Origin of the sequence: Achromobacter sp. UBA2119, assembly GCF_002331005.1 — a bacterium.
GTDB lineage: Bacteria > Pseudomonadota > Gammaproteobacteria > Burkholderiales > Burkholderiaceae_B > Achromobacter > Achromobacter animicus.
This window is the reverse complement of sequence record NZ_DCYD01000023.1, coordinates 75,445-100,893: the sequence shown is the minus strand read 5'-3', so window position 1 is coordinate 100,893 and position 25,449 is coordinate 75,445. Positions and strand designations below refer to the sequence as shown.

At 63.8% G+C, this 25,449-nt stretch carries 24 protein-coding genes; 18 read left to right on the top strand and 6 right to left on the bottom strand.

Going from position 1 to position 25,449, the window contains the following annotated elements; all coding sequences use genetic code 11:
- Positions 1–160: 160 nt before the first annotated feature.
- Entirely contained in the window at positions 161–835 is a 675-nt protein-coding gene (locus tag B3098_RS28200; protein ID WP_286900483.1) for an alpha/beta hydrolase, read from the bottom strand.
- 19 nt (positions 836–854) lie between these two features.
- Positions 855–1,406 carry a ribosome biogenesis factor YjgA gene (gene yjgA, locus B3098_RS28195; RefSeq protein WP_175125487.1) on the bottom strand — a complete coding sequence of 184 codons (552 nt, stop codon included), beginning with the start codon at positions 1,404–1,406 and terminating at the stop codon, positions 855–857.
- A 58-nt stretch (positions 1,407–1,464) separates the two neighbouring features.
- Here yjgA and pmbA point away from each other — a divergent pair, with 58 nt between their 5' ends.
- The 12 genes from pmbA to erpA all read left to right on the top strand — a co-directional run bounded on the left by pmbA (position 1,465) and on the right by erpA (position 12,593).
- Positions 1,465–2,829, top strand: coding sequence for a metalloprotease PmbA (pmbA, locus tag B3098_RS28190; RefSeq protein ID WP_286900481.1), 1,365 nt, complete (start codon positions 1,465–1,467; stop codon positions 2,827–2,829).
- Between the two features lie 197 nt (positions 2,830–3,026).
- The gene (locus tag B3098_RS28185) at positions 3,027–4,121 is read left to right on the top strand and encodes a TRAP transporter substrate-binding protein (protein ID WP_286900479.1); all 1,095 of its coding nucleotides are present in this window, start codon (positions 3,027–3,029) and stop codon (positions 4,119–4,121) included.
- 254 nt (positions 4,122–4,375) lie between these two features.
- The gene (locus B3098_RS28180; RefSeq protein WP_175139118.1) at positions 4,376–5,530 is read left to right on the top strand and encodes an ABC transporter substrate-binding protein; all 1,155 of its coding nucleotides are present in this window, start codon (positions 4,376–4,378) and stop codon (positions 5,528–5,530) included.
- Between the two features lie 168 nt (positions 5,531–5,698).
- Entirely contained in the window at positions 5,699–6,580 is an 882-nt protein-coding gene (locus B3098_RS28175; RefSeq protein ID WP_056564389.1) for a branched-chain amino acid ABC transporter permease, read from the top strand.
- A 3-nt stretch (positions 6,581–6,583) separates the two neighbouring features.
- Positions 6,584–7,459 carry a branched-chain amino acid ABC transporter permease gene (locus B3098_RS28170; RefSeq protein WP_175125479.1) on the top strand — a complete coding sequence of 292 codons (876 nt, stop codon included), beginning with the start codon at positions 6,584–6,586 and terminating at the stop codon, positions 7,457–7,459.
- Positions 7,452–8,240, top strand: coding sequence for an ABC transporter ATP-binding protein (locus B3098_RS28165; RefSeq protein WP_175139117.1), 789 nt, complete (start codon positions 7,452–7,454; stop codon positions 8,238–8,240). The genes B3098_RS28170 and B3098_RS28165 overlap by 8 nt, the downstream gene beginning before the upstream one ends.
- Positions 8,237–8,947 (top strand): ABC transporter ATP-binding protein, encoded by a 711-nt coding sequence (locus tag B3098_RS28160; protein ID WP_175139116.1) that lies wholly within the window; start codon positions 8,237–8,239, stop codon positions 8,945–8,947. The genes B3098_RS28165 and B3098_RS28160 overlap by 4 nt, the downstream gene beginning before the upstream one ends.
- Positions 8,948–9,254: 307 nt before the next feature.
- Positions 9,255–9,683: a 50S ribosomal protein L13 gene (gene rplM / locus B3098_RS28155; RefSeq protein WP_008163100.1), complete on the top strand. Its 429-nt coding sequence runs from the start codon at positions 9,255–9,257 to the stop codon at positions 9,681–9,683.
- A 9-nt stretch (positions 9,684–9,692) separates the two neighbouring features.
- Complete coding sequence (gene rpsI, locus B3098_RS28150) at positions 9,693–10,085, top strand: 30S ribosomal protein S9 (protein ID WP_008163098.1); 393 nt, start codon at positions 9,693–9,695, stop codon at positions 10,083–10,085.
- Between the two features lie 193 nt (positions 10,086–10,278).
- Complete coding sequence (gene argC, locus B3098_RS28145) at positions 10,279–11,343, top strand: N-acetyl-gamma-glutamyl-phosphate reductase (RefSeq protein ID WP_279974963.1); 1,065 nt, start codon at positions 10,279–10,281, stop codon at positions 11,341–11,343.
- Between the two features lie 42 nt (positions 11,344–11,385).
- Positions 11,386–12,135 (top strand): DUF6776 family protein, encoded by a 750-nt coding sequence (locus tag B3098_RS28140; RefSeq protein WP_313065619.1) that lies wholly within the window; start codon positions 11,386–11,388, stop codon positions 12,133–12,135.
- Between the two features lie 86 nt (positions 12,136–12,221).
- On the top strand, positions 12,222–12,593 hold the full coding sequence (gene erpA, locus B3098_RS28135) for an iron-sulfur cluster insertion protein ErpA (protein ID WP_063951957.1): 372 nt from the start codon (positions 12,222–12,224) through the stop codon (positions 12,591–12,593).
- Between the two features lie 159 nt (positions 12,594–12,752).
- Here the strand turns inward: erpA and B3098_RS28130 are convergent, their stop codons facing one another.
- Entirely contained in the window at positions 12,753–13,886 is a 1,134-nt protein-coding gene (locus B3098_RS28130) for an anhydro-N-acetylmuramic acid kinase (RefSeq protein ID WP_279974966.1), read from the bottom strand.
- An 87-nt stretch (positions 13,887–13,973) separates the two neighbouring features.
- Positions 13,974–15,383, bottom strand: coding sequence for a M23 family metallopeptidase (locus B3098_RS28125; protein ID WP_175139114.1), 1,410 nt, complete (start codon positions 15,381–15,383; stop codon positions 13,974–13,976).
- Between the two features lie 256 nt (positions 15,384–15,639).
- Here B3098_RS28125 and tyrS point away from each other — a divergent pair, with 256 nt between their 5' ends.
- The 4 genes from tyrS to nrdR all read left to right on the top strand — a co-directional run bounded on the left by tyrS (position 15,640) and on the right by nrdR (position 19,829).
- Positions 15,640–16,869, top strand: coding sequence for a tyrosine--tRNA ligase (gene tyrS, locus B3098_RS28120; RefSeq protein WP_175186501.1), 1,230 nt, complete (start codon positions 15,640–15,642; stop codon positions 16,867–16,869).
- A gap of 71 nt (positions 16,870–16,940) precedes the next feature.
- On the top strand, positions 16,941–17,594 hold the full coding sequence (locus B3098_RS28115) for a YbhB/YbcL family Raf kinase inhibitor-like protein (RefSeq protein ID WP_175139112.1): 654 nt from the start codon (positions 16,941–16,943) through the stop codon (positions 17,592–17,594).
- A 281-nt stretch (positions 17,595–17,875) separates the two neighbouring features.
- Positions 17,876–19,126 (top strand): serine hydroxymethyltransferase, encoded by a 1,251-nt coding sequence (gene glyA, locus B3098_RS28110; RefSeq protein ID WP_175139111.1) that lies wholly within the window; start codon positions 17,876–17,878, stop codon positions 19,124–19,126.
- A gap of 223 nt (positions 19,127–19,349) precedes the next feature.
- On the top strand, positions 19,350–19,829 hold the full coding sequence (nrdR, locus tag B3098_RS28105; RefSeq protein WP_056327845.1) for a transcriptional regulator NrdR: 480 nt from the start codon (positions 19,350–19,352) through the stop codon (positions 19,827–19,829).
- Positions 19,830–19,878: 49 nt separating this feature from the next.
- Here nrdR and B3098_RS28100 read toward each other — a convergent pair whose 3' ends face one another.
- Positions 19,879–20,871, bottom strand: coding sequence for a GlxA family transcriptional regulator (locus B3098_RS28100; RefSeq protein WP_286900471.1), 993 nt, complete (start codon positions 20,869–20,871; stop codon positions 19,879–19,881).
- Positions 20,872–20,890: 19 nt separating this feature from the next.
- Positions 20,891–21,454, bottom strand: coding sequence for a cysteine hydrolase family protein (locus B3098_RS28095; RefSeq protein ID WP_218342164.1), 564 nt, complete (start codon positions 21,452–21,454; stop codon positions 20,891–20,893).
- Positions 21,455–21,667: 213 nt separating this feature from the next.
- On the opposite strand from B3098_RS28095, the gene ribD reads away from it, so the two are divergent.
- On the top strand, positions 21,668–22,783 hold the full coding sequence (ribD, locus tag B3098_RS28090; protein ID WP_414631323.1) for a bifunctional diaminohydroxyphosphoribosylaminopyrimidine deaminase/5-amino-6-(5-phosphoribosylamino)uracil reductase RibD: 1,116 nt from the start codon (positions 21,668–21,670) through the stop codon (positions 22,781–22,783).
- 743 nt (positions 22,784–23,526) lie between these two features.
- A complete protein-coding gene (locus B3098_RS28085) occupies positions 23,527–25,443 on the top strand; it encodes a PrkA family serine protein kinase (RefSeq protein ID WP_370633001.1) in 1,917 nt (638 codons plus the stop codon).
- Positions 25,444–25,449: the final 6 nt, after the last annotated feature.

Below are 25,449 nucleotides of genomic sequence, written 5' to 3'. Positions count from 1 at the left end.
CCAGTTGGTATACAAAATAAGATTTTGAGCCGCTTCAGATTTGAATCGTGACGGGGCAGGGCTCATCCCATCGTAGGCGCGCAATGCCGGCGCGCCCATCAGCCAGGAACACGAGCCGCGTCTGGCGCGCCGCCCGTCTTCGTTCCTGGCCCGTGCTGCGCTAAACCAGCACTTCGTTCAGGAAGTCCGAAATGTCCGCCACTTCTTCGGCGCAGACCGAGTGCGGCATCGGATACGTGTGCCAGCGCACGTCGTAACCCAGGCGCTTCAATTCTGCCAACGACGCTTCGGCGCGCGCCAGCGCCACCACCGGATCGTATTGGCCATGCGCCATGAAGATAGGCGTGGCATTGTTGGCGGGCTGACGCTCGGCTTCTGCCGTGTCCAGCAGCGGCAGATAGCCAGACAGCGCCATCATGCCGGCCAGTTTCTCTTTCAAGCGCAGACCCGTGTGCAGGGTCATCGCGCTGCCTTGCGAGAACCCGGCCAGCACGATGTTCGACGTCGGGATGCCGCGCGCGTTCTCGCGCGCGATCAGCTGGTGGATGGCGGCTTCAGAGGCGCGGATGCCGCGGCCGTCTTCCACGCGCACCAGATCCATCACCAGGATGTCGTACCAGGAACGCATCGACATGCCGTTGTTGATGGTGACCCGTTGAACCGGCGCATTCGGAAACACGAAGCGCACGCCACGCCCGGCGGGCAGGCGCAGCTCCGGCACGATGGGCGCGAAATCGTTGCCGTCGGCGCCCAGGCCGTGCAGCCAGATCACGGCGTGCGTGGGGTTGGGAGCGGTTTCGATCTCGATGCAGTCGAGCAGGTCGGGTGCGGTCATGGACGGGCTGTTGGGAATATCAGAGGGTAAGGGTCTTGAGCGCCTGGAACAGCGCGCGGTAATGCTTTTTCTGCGGCTCCTGGCCCTGCAACAGCGATGCGTTGGCCAGCTTTTCCTTGCGCGCGGCGCGGATCAGCGTGCGCAATTGCTGCACGTCGGCCTGCGGGTTGTTGGTCAGGAGGCGGGTCAGGGCGTCGTCGTCGTCGAGCAGGCGGTCACGCAGCCCTTCAAGGCGGTGCATGGCGGCCGTTTCCTCGCGGGAGCCGTTCTCCCAGACGTCGAGCTGCTTGCGGATGACGTCAGCCGGCGCGTCGCGCATCAGCTTGCCCACGAAGTGGACCTGACGCCGCAAACCCTCGCGGCCGGTGGTGCGCTGGGCCATGCGGATGGCCTCGTACAGCCGTTCTTCGAGCGGCAGTTGCTTCAGACGTTCGGGCGACAGCGCGATCAATTGCTTGCCCAGGTCCAGCAGGGCGTGCATCTCACGCTTGACCTGGGACTTGCTGGGACGGTCGTAGCCGTTCTCGTCGTAACCGTCGTCGACGGAATCTTCTTGGGGATGGGAATTCATGGAAAACTGCGCAATGACAGACTTGGCTATGATAACCGTCTCTGCAAATTGGACTGCAATGGTTAAAACCTCCTCATCCTTGCCGCTGGCGGCGAATCACGCGCGTTTTTCCGAACTTGTCGAACAAACCCTGGCCTACGCGCGCCAGATCGGCGCTTCCGACGCCGCCGCGGAAGTCTCCGAAAGCCTGGGACTGTCCGTCTCGGTCCGCAAGAACGACATCGAAACCGTTGAGCAGACGCGCGACCGGGCGCTGGACCTGACGGTCTACGCCGGCCAAAGCCGCGGCTCCGCGTCGACGTCCGACTTCTCCGAGGCCGCCCTGCGCCAGACGGTCGAAGCCGCCTGGCACATCGCCCGCCATACCGCCGCCGACCCGGCCGCCGGCCTGCCCGACGCCGATCAGCTGGCCACCGAATTTCCCGATCTGGACCTGCACCGCGCCTGGACAGTCTCCACCGAGGAGGCGGCCGAACTGGCGCTGCGCGCCGAGCGCGCCGCACGCGAGGTCGATCCCCGCATCACCAACACCGACGGCGCCACGGTTGGCACGTACGAAGGCCAGTTCGTGATGGGCAACACGCGCGGCTTCCTGGGCGGCTACCCGTATTCGCGCCACAGCCTGTCGGTTGCGCCCATCGCGGGCCGCGGCAACGGCATGCAGCGCGACTACTGGTACACGTCCGAGCGCGATCCGGCCAAGATGGCTTCGCCCGAAGCCATCGGCCGCTACGCCGCCGAACGTACGCTGTCGCGCCTGTCGGCCCGCCGCGTGCGCACCGGCAAGTTTCCGGTCCTGTTCGAGGCGCCGCTGGCGCTTGGCCTGGTCGGCGCGCTGACGCAGGCCGTCAACGGCGGCTCGCTGTACCGCAAGGCCAGTTTTCTGGTGGATTCGCTGGGCAAGCCGCTCTTTCCCAAGCACATCAATCTGGTCGAAGATCCGCACATCCGCGGCGCCATGGGCAGCTCGCCGTTCGACGACGAAGGCGTGCGCACGCGCCGCCGCAACGTGGTGTCGGGCGGGGTGCTGGAAGGCTATTTCCTGTCGTCCTACACCGCCCGCAAGCTGGGCATGACCACCACCGGCAACGCCGGCGGCTCGCACAACCTGGTGTTCAGCTCCACGCAGACCCGCCGCGGCGACGATTTCGAAGCCATGCTCAAGAAGCTCGGCACGGGCTTTCTCGTCACCGAACTGATCGGTCAAGGCGTCAATTACGTGACGGGCGACTACTCGCGCGGCGCCTTCGGCTATTGGGTCGAAAACGGCCAGATCCAGCATGCGGTGCAGGAAGTCACCATTGCCGGCAACCTGGCCGACATGTTCAAGCAGATCGTCGCGATCGGCGCCGACACGATCTCGCGCGGCACAAAGACCACCGGCTCGATCCTCATCGAGCAGATGGCAATCGCCGGGATCTGATCCCGCGAGCCGGCGGCGCGCAATGCGCCGCCGGATTTCTGCATTTGTCCGCTTGGCAATCCCCCCCGCATGGCAATCCCGCGCATTGCAACCCCTTTACGCTCGGGATTTCCTCTAGCCGTTCCGGCCAGTGCCACCGTGTAATATCCGGCGGGTATTGCTCAAAGTCCCGGGTGTTGCCGTATAGGAGCAAAGTGATGCAACGACGTTCATTCCTGAAGCGCGCCAGCCTGGGCGCCGTCGCTGGCGCCGCCGTCAGTGGGCCCGCGTTCGCCCAGGACATGCCCTCGGTCAGCTGGCGCCTGTCTTCAGGCTTTCCCAGCACCCTGGACCTGCGCGTCGGCGCCGCCGAAAACTTCTGCAAGTTCGTTGCCGAATCCACCGGCGGCAAGTTCAACATCCGCCACTTCCCCGACGGCGAAGTCGTTGCCGCCGCCGACCTCATGGAAGCCGTGTCCACCAAAAAGGTGGAGTGCGGCCACGTCTCCTCGCGCCTCTACTACGCCAAGAATCCCGCGTTCAGCTTCGACGCGGCCGTGCCGTTCGGCCTGAATGCGCGCCAGATGAACGCCTGGATGAGCGAAGGCGAGGGCGTGCGCCTGACGCGCGAACTCTTCAAGCCCGAAAAGATCATCAACTTTCCGCTGGGCAACACCGGCTCCCAGATGGGCGGCTGGTACGTCAAGGAAATCAAGCGCACCGGCGACCTGAAAGACCTGAAGATGCGAGTCGGCGGCTTGGCCGGCGACGTGCTGTCCCGTCTGGGCGTTGTCCCCCAGCAGGCCGATCTGGCCAAGCTGGCCGAGCTCTTCGAAAAAGAGGGCCTGCAGGCAGTGGCGGGGGCGGGCGCGTATGAAGATGCCAAGCTTGGACTGAATAAAGTAGCTAAGTATTACTACGCACCTGGTTGGTGGGCAGGCGGCGAACAGCTGTCGCTCTATATCAACGACGAGGTCTGGAACCAGTTGCCCAAGCACTACCAGGCCGTCGTGCAGTCCGCCGCGCTGGCTGCGCACACCTCGGCAACGGCGCGGTTCGATGCCCTCAATCCGCAGGCGCTGGCGCAATTAACCTCGAATGGCGCGCAAGTGCGCGCATTCCCCCGGTCAATCATGGACGCCGCGTTTGAAGCATCGCAGCAGGTCTACAAGGACTTGAGCGCCAAAGACCCCAGATTCAAGGCATTGCATGATAGTTACATGGGCTTTCGCGACAGCGAGATGCCGTGGTTTCGCCTGACCGAAGGCGCGTTCGGCCAGTACCTGGGCGTGGCGCTGTCGGCCAGGAGTTAGGAGGAAGCCGGTGCCGAATGGCATTCGGTGAGTTTGAGGGTTTCTGCTAGTAACCACACGTTTTTTACAAAAAAATGGGCGGTTTTGAGGCTTTTGTTGAACGGCATTCGAGTTTCGGCCTGATACAAAGGAGTAATATCCCGGGTCTTGACGCGCATACATGCGGCCTTTAGGCGGCATCGACGTCAATCCGGCAGGATTACATCAGCCCGGATTACCAATATTCCGAGACAGACTTTAAGGTGGTAACAACCATGCAATCCAAGACCAAAAAGCTGCTGGCCGCGCTGATCGCCGCCGGTATCGTCCCGGCCGCCAACGCTGCCGACATCAAGCTGGGCGTGGCTGAAGCCCTGTCCGGCGGCGCCGCCCAATACGGCGTGTCGATCCGCAACGGTTTCCAGCTCGCTGCCGATGAAATCAATGCCGCAGGCGGCATCAACGGCAACAAGATCGTCCTGGTGATCGAAGACGAACAAGGCAAGAAAGAAGAAGCCATCAACGTCTTCAAGAAGCTGATCTTCAAGGACAACGTCCTGATGGTCTTCGGTCCCACCCTGTCGAACTCCGCCCAGGCCGCCGACCCGGTCGCCCAGGCCGCCAAGACGGTCGCTTTCGGCACCTCCAACACCGCTGACGGCATCACCTCCATCGGCAACTACGTGTTCCGCAACTCGGTCACCGAAGCCGACGTGCTGCCCGCCACCATCTCCACCGTCAAGGCCAAGACCGGCCTGAAGAACGTGGCGGTGCTCTACGGCAACGACGACGTCTTCACCAAGAGCGGCTACGACAATTTCAAGAAGGCCCTGGAAGACCAGAAGATCCCGGTCACCACGACCGAAACGTTCGCCAAGGGCGACGTGGACTTCAAGGCCCAGCTCACCAAGATCAAGGGCACCAACCCCGACGCCATCGTGCTGTCCGCACTGCTCGCCGAAGGCGCCCCGATCATGGTCCAGGCCCGCCAGCTCGGCCTGAACGTGCCCGTCATTGGCGGCAACGGCATGAACTCGGTCAAGATTTTCGACCTGGCCCCCGGCGGCGCGTCGAACAATCTCTGGATCGGCAGCCCGTGGTCGATCGAGAACAAGGCCCCCGAGAACGTCAAGTTCATCGACGCCTACAAGGCCAAGTTCACGAATGCCCCCGACCAGTTCGCGGCGCAGTCGTATGACGCCATGTACATCGTTGCCCAGGCCCTGAAGAACACCAAGATCACCGGCGAACTGGCCAAGGATCGCGCTGCTCTGCGCGATGCCCTGCCGTCCGTGACCTGGACCGGCGCCACCGGCCCGTTCAAGTTCCGCCAGGCCACCGACCGCGCCGGCAAGCCGGCCGGTTACGACGCCGACCAGGCGCCGATCGTCAGCGTGACCAAGGACGGCAAGTACGTCATCGAGAAGTAAGCAGTACGCATCCCCGCGCGGGGGGATGCGCCTTGCGGATGGCCTGCTGGCCGTCTGCAAGGCGCTTTTTATCGCAGGGCCGTCCCAAGTAAAAAGCTTCCCCGGAAGCAGAAAAGACCTCGCTGTGGGCACAGCGAGGTGGCCCTCTCAGATCTGGAAAGTCCCATCATGTTCGAACAACAATTCGTCAATGCCTTGTCGCTGGGCTGTGTGTATGCACTGTTCGCGCTGGGCTTCACGCTGATCTTCGGCGTGCTCGGGGTGATCAACCTGGCGCATGGCGCCGTCTTCATGGTTGGCGCCTACGCAGCACTCGTCGTGGTCCAGCAGTTCAGCCTGCCCTTGTGGGCCGCGCTGATGGTCGCGTTCTTCGTCGCCGGCTTCACCGGGGTCATCATCGACTACCTGGTCCTCAAGCCGCTGCGCAAGCGCAACGCACCCCACCTGATTCCCATGATCGCCACCATCGGTGTCGGCATCATCCTGAACAACGGCGCCCAAAGCATCTTTGGCGCCAGCAACCTGCGCTTCCCGCACGGCACCGTGCCCGAGGAAGTCATCGAAGTCGCCGGCCTGCACCTGACCGTCATCGAACTGGGCATCATCTTCCTGTCGTTCGCGCTGATGGCCGTGCTGATGTACGTGATGCGCCGCACGCAGTTCGGCCGCGCGCTGCGCGCCATCGCCGAATCGCCCAAGGCCGCCTGGCTGCTGGGCATCAACGTCGAAAAGCTGTTCATCACCACCTCGTTCGCCGCGGCCGCCCTGGGCGGCGTGGCCGGCGTGCTGATCGGCCTGTACTCGAACGCGCTGTTCCCGCTGATGGGCCAGCCGATGCTGCACAAGGGCATCGCGGTCATCATCCTGGGTGGCATGGGAGACATTCGCGGCGCCATGCTGGGCGGTCTCTTCCTGGGCTTCGCCGAGGTGCTGTCCGTGGCTTACATCGGCTCCACCATGCGCGACGCGGTGGCTTTCGGCCTGCTGTTCCTGATCCTGCTGGTCCGCCCGCAAGGTCTGTTCGGCAAAGTGGTTCAACGCAAGGCTTAAGGTATGAGCGGATTCGAAAATTTCTGGGCCATCTACGGCAACCTGGTGCTGACGCTTGGCACCAATGCACTCCTGGCCCTCTCCATCTGGCTGACGCTGGCCTGCGGCATGCTGGCCATGGCCAACGCCGCCTTCATGGGCATCGGGGCTTACACCGCCGCGCTGCTCACCATGAATTACGACGCTCCGTTCACGGTGGCGCTGGCTGGCGGCATGGCCGCGCCCGCGCTGGTGGCGGCCCTGATCGGCCTGCCGACGTTGCGGCTGTCGGGGGTCTACCTGGCGATGGCCACGCTGGGCTTCGGTGAAGTGGTCCGCGTGACCATCCTGAACACCGAGTCCCTCACCGGCGGCGCGCTGGGCCTGAACGGCATCCCGCAACTCACGCAGTGGTGGCACGTCCTGTTGGCCGTCATCATCGTGCTATTCGTGCTGTGGCGCGTGCGTGCCTCCAAGATCGGCCGCTCCTTCGACGCCATCCGTGGCGACGAGACGGCGGCGGGCCTGATGGGCATCAACGTGCGTTCGAACAAGATGCTGGCCTTTGTTGCCGGCGCCATGATCGCCGGCCTGGCTGGCGCGTTGAACGCGCACCTGACGTTCTTCATCGGTCCCAACGAATACGGCTTCGACCGTGGCGTCGAAATCCTGACGATGGCGATCCTGGGCGGCATCGGCGGCCTGGCCGGTCCCGTGATCGGCAGCTTCATCATTACGGTGCTGCCTGAATTGCTGCGCGGATTTGCGGATCTGCGCCTGATCGCGAATGGAGTGATCCTGGTGGTGATTGTGTTGTTCCTGCCGCAAGGCATCTGGGATCCGGCGCGCTTCAAGCGCTGGATGCGTCAAAGCCGCCAGGGAGGGAAGCGTCATGCTTGAGCTGTCCTCCGTCTCCAAGAGCTTTGGCGGCCTGCATGTGCTGCATGACGTCAGCCTGTCCGTGCCCGAAGGCGCCATCTTCGGCCTGATCGGCCCGAACGGCGCCGGCAAGACCACGGTCTTCAACCTCATCACCGGCCTCTTGCCGCCCAGCGGCGGCACCATCACGTTCCAGGGCGAAAGCGTCCTGCGCAAGAAGCCGCACAGCATCACGCGCATGGGCATCGCCCGCACGTTCCAGAACATCCGTCTGTTCAAGGAAATGACGCTGCTGGAGAACGTCGTCGTGGGCGCCTACCGCCACATGAACTACGGTTTCCCCAGCCTGCTGCTGGGCTTGCCCGGCTACCGCGAGCACGAGCAGCGCGCCCGCGAACGCGCACATGAACTGCTGACGTGGATGCGCCTGGATCACAAGGCCAACGATCTGGCGGACAACCTGTCCTACGGCGAACAGCGCCGCCTGGAGCTGGCGCGCGCGCTGGCCACCGAGCCCAAGCTGCTGCTGCTGGACGAACCCGTCGCCGGCATGAACACCGGCGAACGCGCCGAACTGATGCGCGAGATCCTGGCGATCCGCGACCGCGGCTACACCATCCTCATGATCGAGCACGACATGCGCTTCGTCATGGGCTTGTGCGAACGCATTGCGGTGCTGAACTTCGGCAAGATCATCGCCTGCGGCGGTCCCGAGGAAATCCGCAACAACGAGCAGGTCATCGAGGCCTACCTGGGCCGCGAAGACGACGAAGACACCGAACAAGCGGAGGCCGCCAAATGAGCGCCATGCTGGAAGTCCGCGGCCTCGAGGTCAACTACGGCCACATCGAAGCCGTGCGCGGCATCGACCTGGACCTGAACGCCAACGAAATCACCGCCCTGGTCGGCGCCAACGGCGCCGGCAAGTCGACCACGCTGCTGGCGCTGTCGGGCCTCCTGCCCAAAGCGCGCGGCCGCATCCTCTTCGAGGGCGAAGACGTCACCAACCTCGCGCCGAACCAGCTGGTCGCGCGCGGCATCGTGCAGGTGCCGGAAGGCCGGGCCATCCTCACCACGATGACGGTGCTGGAAAACCTGGAACTCGGCGCCTATCGCCGCGGCCTGAAGAACGTCGCCACCGACCTGGAATACGTGTTCAACCTGTTTCCGCGCCTGAAGGAACGGATCAATGGCATGGCCGGCAACCTGTCCGGCGGCGAACAGCAGATGCTGGCCATCGGCCGCGCCTTGATGGCCAAGCCGCGCCTGTTGCTGCTGGACGAACCGTCGATGGGCCTGGCGCCGATCGTGGTCCAGGAAATCTTCCGTTCACTGCGCGCCATCAACGCCGACGGCCTCACGCTGTTCCTCGTCGAGCAGAACGTGCGCCAGGCCTTGAAGATCGCGCAACACGGCTATGTGCTTGAAAACGGCGCGTTGGCGCTGAAGGGCACCGGCCGCGAACTGCTGGGCCATCCCCGCGTCCTGGAAGCCTACCTGGGCGCCTGACGGGGCAGGGGGGGGGCATCATTTGTCCCCTTATCCAAATTGCGGCTGCCGTCTGGCGGCGGTCAGCCGCAAGTCACCCGAATTCTTTCCGCTTGCCCATTTTTTGAGCAACCGTGTTAGAATTTCAGGCTTTCCCTCATTTTGACCTTTGCACGGGCGGATTCATAACGCTTAGGCGGGGGGCGATTAGGGGCTGTAGGTTGTGGCCAAGGCGTGTAGCCAAAGCGCTGCAATACGCGGCCTAGTTTGGGAAAGAACACTGGCGGGATGTTCCGGCCAGAGCAAATTTTTATTCTTAGGAACCATCATGAAGACCTTTGTGGCCAAGCCGCATGAAGTCCAACGTGACTGGTTTGTGATCGACGCCAAGGGCAAAGTCCTCGGTCGTGTGGCCAGCGAAGTCGCACGTCGTCTGCGTGGCAAGCACAAACCTGAATTCACGCCTCACGTTGATACCGGTGACTACATCGTCATCATCAACGCGTCCGATATCGTTGTTACCGGTGCCAAGGCGAAGGACAAGAAGTACTTCCGCCACACGACGTACCCGGGCGGTATCCGTGAAACGAACTTCGAGAAAATGCAAGAGCGTTTTCCCGGCCGTGCCATTCAGAAGGCCGTCAAGGGCATGCTGCCCAAGGGTCCTCTGGGCTACGCCATGATCAAGAAGCTTAAGGTCTATGCCGGTGCCGAGCACCCGCATACCGCCCAGCAGCCCAAGACGCTGGATATCTAAGGAAACGCCATGATCGGTAACTGGAATTACGGAACCGGCCGTCGCAAAACTTCGGTGGCTCGCGTTTTCATCAAGAAGGGCACTGGCAAGATCGTCGTCAACGGCAAGCCCGTCGACGAGTTCTTCGCTCGTGAAACCGGCCGTATGGTCGTGCGCCAGCCGCTGGAACTGACCGGCCACCTGGAATCGTTTGACATCAAGGTCAACGTGCACGGCGGCGGCGAAACCGGCCAAGCCGGCGCAATCCGTCACGGCATCACGCGTGCCCTGATCGATTACGACGCCACGCTGAAGCCCTCGCTGTCGCAAGCTGGCTTCGTCACGCGCGATGCCCGTGAAGTCGAACGTAAGAAGGTCGGCTTCCGCAAGGCGCGTCGTCGCAAGCAGTTCAGCAAGCGTTAATGCCCTGCAAAAAGCCCGCTTCGGCGGGCTTTTTGTTTTTGGGCCGGCAATGCGTCATCGCCGGCCGCGCGCGGAACTCCGCGCCACCCGCCCGGTCGGAAAAAAGGTTTGCAGTGCCAAATCCGGCACGCCGGTGCAATCCGCCGTTTCCCGAGCGATACAATCGTCATTCGTTCTCCGAAGAGCATCCATCATGGCCCAAGCATCGAACACCCGCATCAAGGTTGGTATCGTCGGCGGCACCGGATATACCGGCGTCGAACTGCTGCGCTTGCTGTCGCAGCATCCCAACGTGGAACTGACTGCCATCACGTCCCGCAAGGAAGACGGCCTGCCCGTCGCCGACATGTATCCCAACCTGCGCGGCCGTGTGAAGCTTGCCTTCTCGGCCCCGGAAAAGGCCTCGCTGACCGACTGCGACGTCGTCTTCTTTGCCACGCCGCACGGCGTGGCCATGGCGCAGGCGCAAGAGCTCATCGCTGCCGGCACCCGCGTCATCGACCTGGCCGCCGACTTCCGCCTGCAGGACATCCCCACGTTCGAGCGCTGGTACAAGATTCCCCATACCTGCCCGGACATCCTGGCCGAATCGCAATACGGCCTGGTCGAACTGAACCGCGAAGCCATCTCCAAGGCGCGCGTCATCGGCAACCCCGGCTGCTACCCAACCACGGTGCTGCTCGGCCTGGCGCCGCTGCTTGAAGGCGGCAAGGCGCTGGTCGATACGCAAACCCTGATCGCGGACTGCAAGTCGGGCGTGTCCGGCGCGGGCCGCAAGGCAGAAGTGGGCTCGCTGTTCTCTGAAGCCTCCGACAACTTCAAGGCCTACGGCGTGGCCGGCCATCGTCACCACCCCGAGATCTCCGCCCAGCTCGAAAAGCTGGCCGGCGGCAAGGTGGGCCTGACGTTCGTGCCGCATCTGGTGCCGATGATCCGCGGCATGTTCTCCACCATCTATGCCCGCATCAAGCCCGAAGCGCGCGACACCGACTTCCAGGCGCTGTTCGAACAGCGCTATGCCAACGAGCCCTTCGTGGACGTCATGCCCGCCGGCAGCCATCCCGAAACGCGTTCGGTGCGCGGTTCCAACAACCTGCGCATTGCGCTCAGCCGCCCGGACAACGGCGACCTGCTGATCGTCATGGTGGTGCAGGACAATCTGGTCAAGGGCGCCGCCGGCCAGGCGGTGCAGAACATGAACCTCATGTTCGGCATCCCCGAAACGGTCGGCCTCGACCAGGTCGCCATCCTGCCGTAAGGCCAGGGCGGCCCGCTCGGCGGGCCGCCAACATTGCTCTTTATGCCTGCAGATCCGTCAGTCAGTTCCCCGCCTCGGGCCCGTTATGGCGCCATCGTGCGTCTCTGCGCGATGCTGCTGCTGGGCGTGCTGGTGGGTGGCGCCGCCGGGTTCTTTCACGCGCGGCACCTCTACCGTCCGCAGGACGCCGTGGTCATCAGCGTCCAGCAGGCCGAAGCCCAGGACGAGGCCATGCGACAGCAGGCCACGCAGCTGCGCTACATCCGCGGCCAGCTCGATACCGCCGACGGTGAACTGGTCATCGAACGATCCGCCCGCCAGGAACTCGAAACCCAGCTCCACGCCGCGCAAGCCGAAGTCGGCCGCGTACGCGACCAGCTCGCGTTCTATGAGCAACTGCTGCCGCCCGGTCCTGAAGGGTCTGTGGACATCCGGGGCGTGCAGATCGACCGCGAAGGCGGCGGTCTACGCTACAAGGTGCTGCTGATGCGCAGCGGCCGCAATGGCGGAACGCCCTTCGCGGGGGCGCTGCGCTTTCAGGCCACAGGCGTGCTCAAGGGCGAAACCGTCACCGTCGACCTCGCGCCCATGCAGGTCAAGGCCGAAACCGGTCCCGTCACGGCCACGGGCGAAAACCTGGCTGCCGCCTCGCTTGCCCTGCAGTTCGACCAATACCAACGCAGCCAGGGCATCCTGGCCGTGCCCGAGGGATTTGTCCCCGAAAGTGTGACCGTTAGCGTCCTCGAGGGTGAAACCGTCCGCGCATCGCGCAGTGTCAAACTGGAACTTTGAGTCTGGTCAAGCCCTGCGCTATAGTGACACCATACGAGCGGCGACGCCGCTCACTGAAATATGGCCGATTCGGCCAGGAGTGAACCATGAATGCAGTGACCGAAACCGTCGACCTTCAGGCCCCCCCGCCTGTTCCCCTGGTGTTCACCGACTCGGCTGCCGCCAAAGTGAAAGACCTGTTGGCCGAAGAAGGCAACCCCGAACTGAAGCTGCGCGTATTCGTCCAGGGCGGCGGCTGTTCCGGCTTCCAGTACGGTTTCACGTTTGACGAAGTCGTCAACGAAGACGACACCGTGCTGGACAAGGACGGCGTGCAGTTGCTCGTCGACCCGATGAGCTTCCAATACCTGGTCGGCGCCGAGATCGACTACAAGGAAGACCTGGAAGGCGCGCAGTTCGTCATCCGCAATCCCAACGCCAGCACCACCTGCGGCTGCGGCTCCTCGTTCTCGGTGTAATCGCCAAGGCAGGAAAGAAAATAGCCCTTCGGTTTTCCGAAGGGCTTTTTGCATTGGGGCGGCGCTTGGTGCGCGGCGGGGATTCTGCGCGCGATGCGGTGCGTCCCTACGGTGGGCCTGGCGCCAAGCCCAGATCGCCGCCTGGGCCTGATGCGGAGCTCAAGCCGGATACAGCGCTCCAAGAATCCTCGGGCCGCGTGCGCCGGTCACGCTGGGCAGGCCGGCCGGCTTGCGCATCATGAACGCATGCGCCAGCCACGCAAATGCCAAGGCCTCCACCTGCTGCGCCGGCACGCCTAGCGCATCGGTGGGACGAACGGGGCGTTGCAGGCAATACGCCAGTTCCTGCATCAGGCCGGCGTTGTGCGCCCCGCCGCCGCACACAAAGACCTCCTGCGTCCCCGCCGCGGCCCGATCGATCGCGTCGGCGACCGTCCTGGCGGTCAGCCGCTGCAGCGTCGCCTGCACATCTTGAGGGGCGGGCGCGGCACCGTCGAACTCCGCCAGTCGGGCGTCCAGCCACTGCATGTTGAACAGGTCGCGGCCCGTGGATTTGGGGGGCGGCAAACCGAACCACGGCTCGCTGCCGATCAGTTGTTCGAGCAGGGGCGCCAGCACCTGTCCCGTCGCGGCCCAGCGGCCGCCGGCGTCGTAAGGTCGGCCCAGATGGCGCTGGCACCAGCCGTCCAGCAACACGTTGGCTGGGCCGGTGTCAAAGCCGCGCGCTGGCTGCCCCGGCTCAAGCAGTGTCACATTGGCAATGCCGCCCAGGTTAAGCACGGCGCGGCCGTGGCTGGCGCCGAAGATGGCGGCGTGAAACGGCGGCACCAGCGGCGCGCCCTGGCCGCCTGCGGCGACGTCGCGCGTACGGAAGTCGGCGATCACCGAAATGCCGGTCTGTTCCGCCAGCAGGGCAGGCGCGTTGAGCTGCAGCGTGTAGCCCAGGTCAGGTCGGTGCCGCACGGTCTGGCCGTGTGCCCCAATGGCGCTGACGTCGGCTGCGGCCACGCCGGCATTCGCAAGCAGCTTTGCCACGGCCTGGGCATACACGCGCGCCAGTGCATTGGCCGCGAGCGCGGCGCGGGCAAGCTCGTCGCCTCCCGAAACGTTCAGTGCCAGCAACTCCCGGCGCAGATTCTCCGGCATGGGCAGGCTGGCATTGGCCAACACCTGCGGCGGTTGTCCGTCTTCGAGGTGGGCCAGCACGCCGTCGACGCCATCGACGCTGGTGCCCGACATCAGGCCGATGTAGAGCGGGCGACGGTCTTGCTGCAAGGGCAGGGTGGCATTCACGGGCGCCTCCAAATAAAAAAGGCGGCTGGGGCTTGCCGCCCCGCCGCCGCACCCGCTGCGCGCGGGCCTGTTTAGTGCGGACCTGCCTTAGCGGCTGGCCACGTTGGTCAGCGCGTCAGGCAGCGTCTGCTGGAATTGCGTCAGCAACTGGATCTGCTGCTTGTAGGGTCCGACCGCCTGGTTGAACGCGCGGACTTCCGCGGGTTCAAGGGCGCGCGCCACGGGCAGGTCCACCGACAGCGGGTCGATGGGCTGGTTGTCGACGCGGAATTCGTAGTGCAGGTGGGGACCGGTGGCCCAGCCGGTGGAACCGACATAGCCCAGCAGTTGGCCTTGCGAGACCTTGGAGCCCTTGGTGACGCCTTCGGCGATGCGGCTCTGGTGCGCGTACAGCGTCGAATACTTGCCGTGGTGCTTGACGATGACCACGTTGCCGTAGCCGTTCTGCCAGCCCGAGAATTCGACCGTGCCGTCCGCGGTGGAGTGGATCGGCGTGCCCGACGGCGCGGCGTAGTCGACGCCCTTGTGTCCCGTCCAGGTCTTGTGGATGGGATGCATGCGCATGCCGAACGTCGAACTGATGCGGCTGAACTTCAGGGCGGTGCGCAGGAATGCGCCGCGCAGGCTGGTGCCGTCGAAGTCGTAATAGGAGCCGGACTTTTCGTCGGGGCTGAACCAGACGGCGTTGAAGGTCTTGCCGCCGTTGATGAATTCCAGGGCCAGCACGCGGCCAGCGCCAGCGTAGCGGCCGTCGTGCGAACGCACTTCGTAGACCACGCGGAACTGATCGCCTTGGCGCAGGTCGCGCAGGAAGTCGATCTTGGCGCTGAGGATGTCGGCCATTTGCATGGTGACCGAGTCCGGGATGCCGGCGGAGTCCGTGGCGCCGAACAGCGAGGACTTGATGGTGCCGACGGCGACGCGGGTCTGGCGTTCGGTGCTTTCGGTGACTTCCTCGGCCTTGTAGCTGTCGCCGGACGGGGCCACGTGCAGCATGCGCGTCACGACCTGGCCGTCGGTTTCGTTGCCGGGGGTGTGGATGTAGCGCAGCCAGACCAGATTGCCCTGTTCATCCGTGGCGGCCTGCACCGAGCGGCCCGGGTACAGCTTGTAGATGCTGCGGGCGCTGGCGTCGTGCGTCAGGAAGGATTGCAGGTTGGGCGCGTCGAGTTCCAGGCGCTGCAGCACTGCCGACAGCGTGTCGCCCGGACGGATCCGGGTTTCGCTGATGTAGGGGGCGGCGCTGGGGGTGCTGACTTCGACTTGCTCGGCGGTCAGCGGCAGAATGCTCTGGATGACGCGCGAGGGGGGGAGTTCGGTGCGGTCGGGTTGCTGCACCATGCCGAGAGCGGCGGCGCCTGCGAACAGACCAATTGCGGTGACAAGAAGCGTGCGGCGGAAAAGTCCCGAGCGATGGGGCTTGGGCTCAACGGGCGCAAATACGGCAGCGACTTTGCGCTTGAGGCCACTCGCCAGTTCGTGGAGGCCACGAGTCATCGTGAAAATACCCTCTCAGGTGGCTTGAACTCGCAGGGTGCGGTACACGAACGGCCCTCGCGCGCCACGTTTCCGGGGCAAGGGCTGGCGCGGGGGCGCATCTGTGAACAAGGGATGGTAGAGCGAACGCACCTGCGTACATATGGCAGTTGCGTATGATTAGGCCGGTATCCTAGCCGATTCGGCTAGAATTTACGATAGTTTTCGTCACTTTTTACACCTTTTTGTCGGCTGAAGCCGCCTTGGGCCCCCTGTCATGTCACCCACCGAAGCCCCCATTACCCCCGAAGTCGAAGCGGATCTGCGTATAGCCAAGCGCGGCTGCGATGAACTGCTGGTCGAGTCCGAATTCGCCCGCAAGCTGGCCAAGAGCCGCGCCACCGGCGTGCCGCTGCGCATCAAGCTTGGCCTGGATCCGACCGCGCCGGACATTCACCTGGGTCATACGGTGGTGCTGAACAAGATGCGCCAGTTGCAGGACCTGGGGCACAACGTCATCTTCCTGATCGGCGATTTCACTTCGACCATCGGTGACCCCAGCGGCCGCAACAGCACGCGCCCGCCGCTGACGCGCGAACAGATCGAGGCCAACGCCAAGACCTATTACGCCCAGGCCAGCCTGGTGCTGGATCCGGCCCGCACCGAGATCCGCTACAACTCCGAATGGTGCGATCCCCTGGGCGCGCGCGGCATGATCCAGCTGGCATCGCGCTATACGGTCGCCCGCATGATGGAGCGCGAAGACTTCACCAAGCGCTTCAAGGGCGGCATCCCCATCTCGGTGCATGAATTCCTGTATCCGCTGATGCAGGGTTACGACTCGGTCGCGCTGAAGTCCGATCTGGAGCTGGGGGGCACCGATCAGAAGTTCAACCTGCTGGTGGGACGCGAGCTGCAAAAGGAATATGGACAGGAGCCGCAGTGCATCCTGACGATGCCGCTCCTGGTCGGGACGGACGGCGTAGAGAAGATGTCCAAGTCCAAGGGCAACTACATCGGCATTTCGGAGTCGCCCGATTCCATGTTCGGCAAGCTCATGTCGATTTCCGACACGCTGATGTGGCGATACTTCGAGCTGCTGTCCTTCCGCTCGCTTGAGGACATCGCCGCGCTCAAGCAGGAGATCGACGGCGGCCGCAATCCGCGCGACGCCAAGGTCATGCTGGCCCAGGAAATCATCGCGCGGTTCCATTCGGCCAAGGCGGCGGACGACGCGCTGGCCTCGTTTGAGGCACGGTTCCGCGACGGCGCCATTCCTGACGACATGCCCGAAGTCAACATCGGCGGCGCGCCGGTAGGCATCCTGAAGCTGTTGCGTGAAGCGGGGCTGGTCGCTTCCGGCTCGGAAGCGCAGCGCAACGTCGAGCAAGGCGGCGTGCGCGTCAACGGCGATCGCGTGGAAGACAAATCGTTGCAATTGCCGGCCGGGACTTACGTCGTTCAGGTGGGCAAGCGCAAGTTTGCGCGTGTTAACTTGAACCCGTAAATGCGAAGTTTTGATACGCTGAGGGTACATACAAACGCCTGGCGCCTTTGCGGCATTTAAAGGAGCACGACATGGAACTTTCGAGTTTGTCCTTTTCCGATCACGAGTCGATTCCCGAACGCTATGCTTTCGGCAAGATCGATGCGCAATCGCACGTCGCGCTGGCAGACAACTGCAACCCGCAATTCTCCTGGGACGACGTCCCCGCGGGCACGCAGTCGTTTGCGCTGATCTGCCACGATCCCGATGTGCCCTCGCGTCCTGACGACGTCAACCAGGAAGGCCGCGAAGTGCCCGCCGACCTCGCTCGTGTCGACTTCTTCCATTGGGTGCTGGTCGATCTGCCGGCCGACCTGCGCGAGATCGACGAAGGCGCGTTTTCCAACGGCATCACGCCGCGCGGCAAGGGCGGCCCGTTGGCCCCCATGGACGCGCGCCAAGGCATCAATTCCTATTCGTCGTGGTTCGCCAATGACCACGACATGAGCGGCGAGTACTTCGGCTACGACGGTCCGTGCCCGCCCTGGAACGATGCCCTGGTCCATCGCTACATCTTTACGCTGTACGCCCTGGACGTGCCCAGCCTGAACCTGCAGGGCTCTTTCACCGGCGAAGACGCGCTGCGGGCCATTCAGAAGCATGTGCTCGCGCAAGCGTCGCTGACCGGCACCTATACGCTCAATCCGGCGCTGGCGCCCAAGCAAATCGGGGCCACGTCGGCCTGATCGAGACCGCCATGTACGCAGGGCCGCCAAGCGCGGCCCTTTTTTTTGCCCGCGCCCTTTGCATGAATCTTTCTCAAGTCGTCATGAGAGCCGTTTCCCGGCCCGCGGCGATGCCGTGGTTTTCGCGCCCGTCCGCCGGAAATTGGGCCGGTTCAGGCCGTTTTGAGCGCAAATGATCCCGCATGACGGGGTAAACTACTCAGCATTCTGCGGGTTTACCCGCCCGACGCCGTTTTCTTCTCTCTCGTTTTTTCCTTTTACCGCCTCAGGAAACCCCCGTCATGTTTGACCGCAACCTCACCTTGTCCAAGGCTGACCCGGACGTTTGGGCCGCCATCCAGAAGGAAGATCAGCGCCAAGAGCAGCACATCGAGCTGATCGCTTCGGAGAACTACGCCAGCCCGGCCGTCATGGAAGCGCAAGGCACGCAGCTCACGAACAAGTACGCCGAAGGCTACCCGGGCAAGCGCTACTACGGTGGTTGCGAATACGTGGACGTGGTCGAGCAACTGGCCATCGACCGCCTGAAGCAGATCTTCGGCGCCGAGGCCGCCAACGTGCAGCCCAACTCCGGCTCGCAGGCGAACCAGGGCGTGTACATGGCCGTGCTCAAGCCGGGCGACACCGTGCTGGGCATGAGCCTGGCCGAAGGCGGTCACCTGACGCATGGCGCGTCGGTCAACGCGTCGGGCAAGCTGTACAACTTCATCTCGTACGGCCTGGATGAAAACGAAGTCCTGAACTACGAGCAGGTCGAACAGCTGGCCAAGGAACACAAGCCCAAGCTGATCGTGGCAGGCGCATCGGCCTATGCCCTGCATATCGACTTCGAGCGCATGGCCCGCATCGCCCGTGAAAACGGCGCGCTGTTCATGGTCGACATCGCCCACTACGCGGGTCTGGTCGCCGGCGGCGCCTACCCCAACCCGGTTCCGCACGCCGACTTCGTCACCTCGACCACGCACAAGTCGCTGCGCGGCCCGCGCGGCGGCGTCATCATGATGAAGGCCGAGCACGAGAAGATCATCAACTCGGCAATCTTCCCCGGCATCCAGGGCGGTCCGCTGATGCACGTCATCGCCGGCAAGGCCGTGGCCTTCAAGGAAGCGCTGGAACCCTCGTTCAAGGACTACGCGCAGCAAGTGGTCAAGAACGCCAAGGTGCTGGCCGACACGCTGGTCAAGCGTGGCCTGCGCATTGTCTCGGGCCGTACCGAAAGCCACGTCATGCTGGTGGACCTGCGTTCCAAGGGCATTACGGGCAAGGAAGCCGAAGCGGTGCTGGGCCAGGCCCACATCACGGTCAACAAGAACGCCATCCCGAACGACCCGGAAAAGCCCTTCGTGACCAGCGGCATCCGCCTGGGCACGCCGGCCATGACCACCCGCGGTTTCACCGAAGCCGACGCCGAGCTGACCGCCAACCTGATCGCCGACGTGCTGGACAACCCGCGCGACGAAGCGAACATCGCCGCCGTGCGCGCCAAGGTCAATGAACTGACCTCGCGTCTGCCGGTGTACGGCAAGAAGTAAGCAGGTGCCCCGGACGCGGCCTGGCCGCTTCCGGGCAGAGTCATACCAAGGGACGGCGCCGCAAGGTGCCGTCCCTTAATCTTTCTGAGCGGGTAGGGGGCATCCTGCCGCACGAGGGGGGCAATACGGCGGCCGCGCCGGATTCGTCCCTAATGACGCTTTGCATCATGCCCGTCGTTACAATATGCTCAATTTTTGCGTCCAGCGCCTTTAGGGATCACACATGCGGTGTCCATTTTGCGGCAATGCCGAAACGCAGGTCGTCGACAGCCGGGTCTCCGAAGAGGGCGACGCCATTCGCCGTCGCCGCCGTTGCCTGTCCTGTGACAAGCGGTTCACCACCTATGAACGGGTGGAGCTCGCCATGCCTTCGATCGTCAAGCGCAATGGCAGCCGCAGCGAATACGATCCGGTCAAGCTGCGCGCCAGCCTGAGCCTGGCCCTGCGCAAGCGCCCCGTCAGCACGGAGGACGTGGATGCGGCCGTCGCGCGCATCGAGGAACAACTGCTGGCCAGCGGCCAGCGCGAAGTGCCGTCCGAACACATCGGCGAACTGGTCATGAACGAACTGCGCAAGCTCGACAAGGTGGCCTACGTGCGCTTTGCCTCGGTCTACAAGAGCTTCGAGGACATCGGCGAGTTCGTCGAGGCGATCCGCGAGATGCAGGGGCCGCTGCTGCCCGGCAAGCTGCGCAAGGACTAGCGCCGCACGGCGCGGCCTGACCGATCATGAACGGCGCCTGGAGCGCCGTTCATTGCATTGGCGTCCCGCGCAGGGCATCTCCAGGTGTGAACTCCCCCCGCATCAGGCTTGGCGTCAGGGGCTGAAACTTGCGCCATACGCGGCGCATGTGTTGCGCCGACCCGAATCCGGACTTTTCCGCCACGCGCTCCAGGTCCAGCCGGGTGTCGCGCAACAAGTCGCGCGCCAGTGCCACGCGGATCTGATACAGGTAGTCCATCGGCGTGCAGCCGGCGTGTTCACGAAAGAGGCGCGTCAGATGGCGGGCGCTGGTGTGCGCCTGATCCGCCAGCGACTGGGCCGACCAGGGCGCAGCCGGATCGCGGATGACGGCATCCTGGACCCGGTGCACGCCCGGGTGCATATGGCTGCGATGGTCCAGCCAGGGCGACAACGCGGAATCCGAGCCCGCCCGGCGCTGGTAGACGACCATGTCGCGCGCCGCCTCGCTGGCCGCGCGCGGGCCGCAATGGCGCGACACCATGTGCAATGCCAGATCGATGCCGGCCGTGATGCCCGCGCTGCTGACCAGATTGCCGTCCTCGACGAAGATGCGGTTGTCCAGCACGCGGGCGGTGGGATCCAGCGCGGCAAGCTGTTCCAGACAGGTGTGATGCGTGGTGCACTCGCGCTGCTGCGTCAGGCCGGCCGCGGCCGCGAACAGCGCGCCCGCGCAGACCGTCATCAACGTGAAGCCGTCGGCCGGGTGGCGAACCGCCAGCCAGTCGACGATGGTGCGCGCATCGTCGTCTTCCAGGCGCGTGTGTTTGCCCACTACGCCCGAGATGATGACCAGCGCATTGCGGGGCACGGCCGCCGGCAGCGGTTGCACGTGCGCCAAATGCAGGCCCGGAATGCCGCTTTCGACGTCGCGGGAAGGGCCGCAGAAATGCTGCGCGAACGTGCCCGGACACAGCTTGTTGGCCACGCGGAAGGCTTCCGCCGGACCCGCGAGGTCCAGCAGGACGATGCCCCGCGGCACCACGAAATACACCGGGATCATCTGCGCCTCCAACCGGACGCTACGCGGCCAGCGCGTCGGCCGCGCGCACGATGCGGGCAAAGCGGCCCTGCAGGACCAGCTCGGTCCGGTCGCGGATCTCGGCCGGCGTGTAGTTCCTGCCGGACGGGCTTTGCATGGCAAAGGTCAGCGTGGCGTCGGTGGGAAACACCACCTTGAAGCCGGCGTCGCTGGCATGGCGCGACGTCGTTTCGCAGCACTGTTCCGTGCGGATGCCGGCCACGATGATGCCTTCGACGCCGTGTTTGAGCAGCCAATCGTGCAACGAGGCGCCATGCTCGTCCTTGGCGTACAGCGACGAATGCACTGTCTTGTGAAACACCGCCGTGGGAGAAATTCGCAATTCCTTGAGCGTCCTGACGTGGCCGGAGGCGAGCGAAAACGGATTGGCGGGGTCGTCGGCGGGGCTGGTGTGGAATACCTGCAGGACCGGCATGTCCTTCGCGGCGGCGGCGTCGATCAGCGGCTGGATCTGCGAAATGAACGCCGGATACTCCGATTCGTCCCAAAACGGACGTTGGCGAAAGGATTCCTGGACGTCGATGACGATAAGTGCCTGTTTCATTTCCGGGCCTCCTGGCCATGGATTCGTGGGGGTGACGCCATTTTTACTCCCGATTGGCCGGATCCGCGAGCGCGTTCCAAGACGGCCGGCGGCCCAAAACGGACATGGCGGGGTGGCAGCCGGAAAGCGCCCGGACCGCGCGGCAGATTCGTGCGCGGCGGACATACAATCCTCGGCATGGACATTACCCGCGACTCCGACGATCTCTTCTGGATGCGACGCGCCCTGGCGCTGGCGCACACCGTCATGTTCACCACCGCGCCCAACCCTCGGGTCGGCTGCGTGATCGTGCGTGACGGCCGCGTGCTGGGCGAAGGCGCGACGCAGCCGCCGGGCGGCCCGCACGCGGAAATCTGCGCGCTGCGCGATGCGCAAGCGCGCGGCGAGACGGTCGCCGGTTCCACGCTGTACGTCACGCTGGAACCGTGCAGCCACTTCGGCCGCACGCCGCCATGCGTCGATGCGGTGCTGGCGGCGCGGCCGGCGCGCGTGGTGGTCGCCATGGGTGATCCGAATCCGCTCGTCAACGGGCAGGGGCTGGCGCGGCTGCGCGAAGCGGGCATCGCGGTGACGACCGGCGTCTGCCGCGAAGAAGCGCTGGCGGTGAACGCCGGCTTCATCTCGCGTATGAGCCGCGGCCTGCCGTGGGTGTGGATGAAGATGGCGGCGTCGCTGGACGGCCGCAGTGCGCTCCATAACGGCATGTCGCAATGGATCACCGGACCCGAAGCGCGGGCCGACGGACACCGCTGGCGGGCGCGCAGCTGCGTCGTGCTGACCGGCATGGGCACCGTGCTCAAAGACGATCCGCAGCTGAACGTGCGCGACGTCGATACGCCGCGCCAGCCGCGCAAGGCCGTCGTGGACGGCCAATTCCAGATCCCGGAGACCGCGCGGCTGTTCGATGGCGCAGAGGTCATCGTGTTCACCGCGCGCGAAGATGCTGCGAAGGCAGCGCGCCTGGCGGACAAGAATGCGCGCGTGGTGTGCTTGCCGGGCTCGGAACCTGACCGCGTCGATCTGCCTGCCATGATGCGCTGGATGGCCGAGCAGCAGTTCAACGAGGTTCACGTCGAGGCAGGCGCGGGCCTGAGCGGTGCGCTGGTGTCGGCCGGCTGCGTCGACGAACTGCTGTTGTATCTTGCGCCGGTGCTGCTGGGCGACGCGGCGGGCATGGTGCGCTTGCCGATGCTCGAACACCTGGACGCCGCGCGGCGCTACGAATTTACCGATATCGCGCGCGTTGGCGCCGATCTGTCTGTGCGCGCGCGCGTGGCAGGCACGTGGCGGCAATTGATGGAAAGCGTCGCGTTGCCCACGTTGTCGTAACGGATTTGCTGTTAGCACTCCGCGCGTTCGGCTGCCAATCGTTTGAAAGCCGCGCACAGCTTGCGTCTGCACGATTCACCCTATCGATGCGTGCGGATCGGCATGCGCGATGGGCGCGCACCACACCGCGCACGAAGGCGTTTCGCGTGATTACACGAGCAATTATTCGCGCAAAATGAATTGCCACAAAAGAGTCACGGGCTTAGCATAAGCAGCATGACTTGGCGCTACGCGCTCACGGACCACCCGCACAGCCGCTTCGCGCCCTCGTCACCACGGATTCCCGTGCCGCGAATCGGCGCAGTTCAACACCGACCGGCACGCCACTGAACGAAGTCGCCCAGCGCCGTTCAGCCCGTTCGCTGCGATCGCATGGCGAACGCTCCGGGTTTATCCCGGGCCAACAAGAATCCATCGGATATCGCTCATTCCGTCGTTTCGTTGCCGACCATTTCATGTGCGGTTGCGTCAGGCACGCTATATGCGGGTCTATGCTCGAGACGACGAGTTAACTTGCTCACGTTAGTTGCAATCCCTGACGGAACTAGTGCGAAAGGGGTGCAGCCTAAACACAAAGGGTCCGATCGTGCTTATGGTTGATGTGTGGCGAAAGCAACATAACAACTTGCCGAAAACGCCAACTGCGAAGTTGTTTAGTAATTCGCAGGCGCTGATGCACAATGGGCATGTAGGGACGTATTGAATTTTTCGCGTGTTGTATGTAGGAGGTTTCCGTGCAAAACATCGTCGAAGGCTTCAAGTCGCAGTATGCAAGAGAGCAGGAATCAGAGCTCTCGCTCGAGGAGTATCTGAGCCTCGCCAAGCGCGATCCCATGGCCTACGCCAGCCCCGCTGAGCGCATGCTTGCCGCGATCGGTGAACCTGAAATCGTGGATACGCGCAACGACCCACGTCTTTCCCGTTTGTTTTCCAACCGGACCATCCGGCGCTATCCCGCGTTCCAGGAGTTCTACGGCATGGAGGACGTGATCGGACAGATCGTCGCGTTCTTCAAACACGCCGCGCAGGGGCTGGAAGAGCGCAAGCAAATCCTCTATCTGCTGGGACCGGTGGGCGGCGGCAAGTCGTCCATCGCGGAACGGCTCAAGGCGCTGATGGAAAGTTTTCCCATCTACGCGTTGAAGGGATCGCCGGTGAACGAATCGCCACTTGGGCTGTTCCATCCAGAACGATTCGGCGACACGCTCGAAAAGGAATACGGCATCCCCAAGCGCTACCTGACCGGCATCATGTCGCCGTGGGCAGTCAAGCGCCTGAAGGAGTTCGACGGCGACATCTCGAAGTTCCGTGTCGTGCGCCTGAACCCGTCGGTGCTGCGCCAGATCGCCATCGCCAAGACCGAACCGGGCGACGAAAACAACCAGGACATTTCGTCGCTGGTGGGCAAGGTTGATATCCGCAAGCTCGACCGCCATTCGCAGGACGACCCGGACGCGTACAGCTATTCCGGCGGTCTGTGCCTGGCGAACCAGGGGCTGCTCGAGTTCGTGGAAATGTTCAAGGCCCCGATCAAGATGCTGCATCCGCTGTTGACGGCTACCCAGGAAGGCAACTTCAAGGGCACGGAAGGCTTCTCGGCCATCCCGTTCAACGGCACGATCCTGGCCCACTCGAACGAATCGGAATGGCAGACCTTCCGCAACAACAAGCACAACGAGGCGTTCCTTGACCGTATCTATATCGTCAAGGTGCCTTACTGCTTGCAGGTGTCCGAAGAGGTCCGCATCTACGAAAAACTGCTGCATCACAGCTCGCTGTCCGAAGCGCCGTGCGCGCCCGGAACGCTGGACATGATGGCGCAGTTCTCGGTGCTGACGCGCCTGAAGGAACCCGAGAATTCCAGCATCTATTCCAAGCTGCGGGTCTACGACGGCGAAAGCCTGAAGGACGTCGATCCCAAGGCCAAGGCGCTGCAGGAATACAAGGACTACGCGGGCACGGATGAAGGCATGACCGGCGTCTCCACGCGTTTCGCGTACAAGATCCTGTCCAGCGTCTTCAACTACGACCAGACCGAAGTGGCCGCCAATCCGGTGCACCTGATGTACGTGCTGGAGCAGCGCATCGGCCGCGAAGACTATCCCGACGAAATCCGCCGGCGCTATCTGGAGTTCATCAAGGGCTTCCTGGCGCCGCGTTACGCGGAGTTCATCGGTAAGGAGATCCAGACGGCTTACCTGGAGTCCTACTCCGAATACGGCCAGAACATCTTTGATCGCTACGTCACGTTTGCCGACTGCTGGATCCAGGACGAGGAGTTCCGCGATCCTGAAACCGGCGAAAGCTTCGACCGCAGCGCGCTGAACGACGAGCTGGAAAAGATCGAGAAGCCGGCAGGCATCGCCAATCCGAAGGACTTCCGCAACGAGATCGTGAACTTCGTGCTGCGGGCGCGCGCCAACAACAGCGGCCGCAATCCGAACTGGACCAGCTATGAAAAGCTGCGCGAAGTGATCGAGAAGAAGATGTTCTCGAATACGGAAGACCTGCTGCCGGTGATTTCGTTCAACGCCAAGGCCTCGGCCGAGGACAAGACGAAACATCAGAGCTTCGTCGACCGGATGGTGGAGAAGGGCTACACGGAAAAGCAGGTCAGGCTGCTGTGCGAGTGGTATCTCCGTGTGAGGAAGTCTTCCTGAGCGAGG

Excerpts from the sequence above, each read along its gene's own strand:
- B3098_RS28200 (WP_286900483.1), bottom strand. The coding sequence starts at position 835 with ATGACCGCACCCGACCTGCTCGACTGCATCGAGATCGAAACCGCTCCC.
- yjgA (WP_175125487.1), bottom strand. The coding sequence starts at position 1,406 with ATGAATTCCCATCCCCAAGAAGATTCCGTCGACGACGGTTACGACGAG.
- pmbA (WP_286900481.1), top strand. The coding sequence starts at position 1,465 with ATGGTTAAAACCTCCTCATCCTTGCCGCTGGCGGCGAATCACGCGCGT.
- B3098_RS28185 (WP_286900479.1), top strand. The coding sequence starts at position 3,027 with ATGCAACGACGTTCATTCCTGAAGCGCGCCAGCCTGGGCGCCGTCGCT.
- B3098_RS28180 (WP_175139118.1), top strand. The coding sequence starts at position 4,376 with ATGCAATCCAAGACCAAAAAGCTGCTGGCCGCGCTGATCGCCGCCGGT.
- B3098_RS28175 (WP_056564389.1), top strand. The coding sequence starts at position 5,699 with ATGTTCGAACAACAATTCGTCAATGCCTTGTCGCTGGGCTGTGTGTAT.
- B3098_RS28170 (WP_175125479.1), top strand. The coding sequence starts at position 6,584 with ATGAGCGGATTCGAAAATTTCTGGGCCATCTACGGCAACCTGGTGCTG.
- B3098_RS28165 (WP_175139117.1), top strand. The coding sequence starts at position 7,452 with ATGCTTGAGCTGTCCTCCGTCTCCAAGAGCTTTGGCGGCCTGCATGTG.
- B3098_RS28160 (WP_175139116.1), top strand. The coding sequence starts at position 8,237 with ATGAGCGCCATGCTGGAAGTCCGCGGCCTCGAGGTCAACTACGGCCAC.
- rplM (WP_008163100.1), top strand. The coding sequence starts at position 9,255 with ATGAAGACCTTTGTGGCCAAGCCGCATGAAGTCCAACGTGACTGGTTT.
- rpsI (WP_008163098.1), top strand. The coding sequence starts at position 9,693 with ATGATCGGTAACTGGAATTACGGAACCGGCCGTCGCAAAACTTCGGTG.
- argC (WP_279974963.1), top strand. The coding sequence starts at position 10,279 with ATGGCCCAAGCATCGAACACCCGCATCAAGGTTGGTATCGTCGGCGGC.
- B3098_RS28140 (WP_313065619.1), top strand. The coding sequence starts at position 11,386 with ATGCCTGCAGATCCGTCAGTCAGTTCCCCGCCTCGGGCCCGTTATGGC.
- erpA (WP_063951957.1), top strand. The coding sequence starts at position 12,222 with ATGAATGCAGTGACCGAAACCGTCGACCTTCAGGCCCCCCCGCCTGTT.
- B3098_RS28125 (WP_175139114.1), bottom strand. The coding sequence starts at position 15,383 with ATGACTCGTGGCCTCCACGAACTGGCGAGTGGCCTCAAGCGCAAAGTC.
- tyrS (WP_175186501.1), top strand. The coding sequence starts at position 15,640 with ATGTCACCCACCGAAGCCCCCATTACCCCCGAAGTCGAAGCGGATCTG.
- B3098_RS28115 (WP_175139112.1), top strand. The coding sequence starts at position 16,941 with ATGGAACTTTCGAGTTTGTCCTTTTCCGATCACGAGTCGATTCCCGAA.
- glyA (WP_175139111.1), top strand. The coding sequence starts at position 17,876 with ATGTTTGACCGCAACCTCACCTTGTCCAAGGCTGACCCGGACGTTTGG.
- nrdR (WP_056327845.1), top strand. The coding sequence starts at position 19,350 with ATGCGGTGTCCATTTTGCGGCAATGCCGAAACGCAGGTCGTCGACAGC.
- B3098_RS28100 (WP_286900471.1), bottom strand. The coding sequence starts at position 20,871 with ATGATCCCGGTGTATTTCGTGGTGCCGCGGGGCATCGTCCTGCTGGAC.
- B3098_RS28095 (WP_218342164.1), bottom strand. The coding sequence starts at position 21,454 with ATGAAACAGGCACTTATCGTCATCGACGTCCAGGAATCCTTTCGCCAA.
- ribD (WP_414631323.1), top strand. The coding sequence starts at position 21,668 with ATGCGACGCGCCCTGGCGCTGGCGCACACCGTCATGTTCACCACCGCG.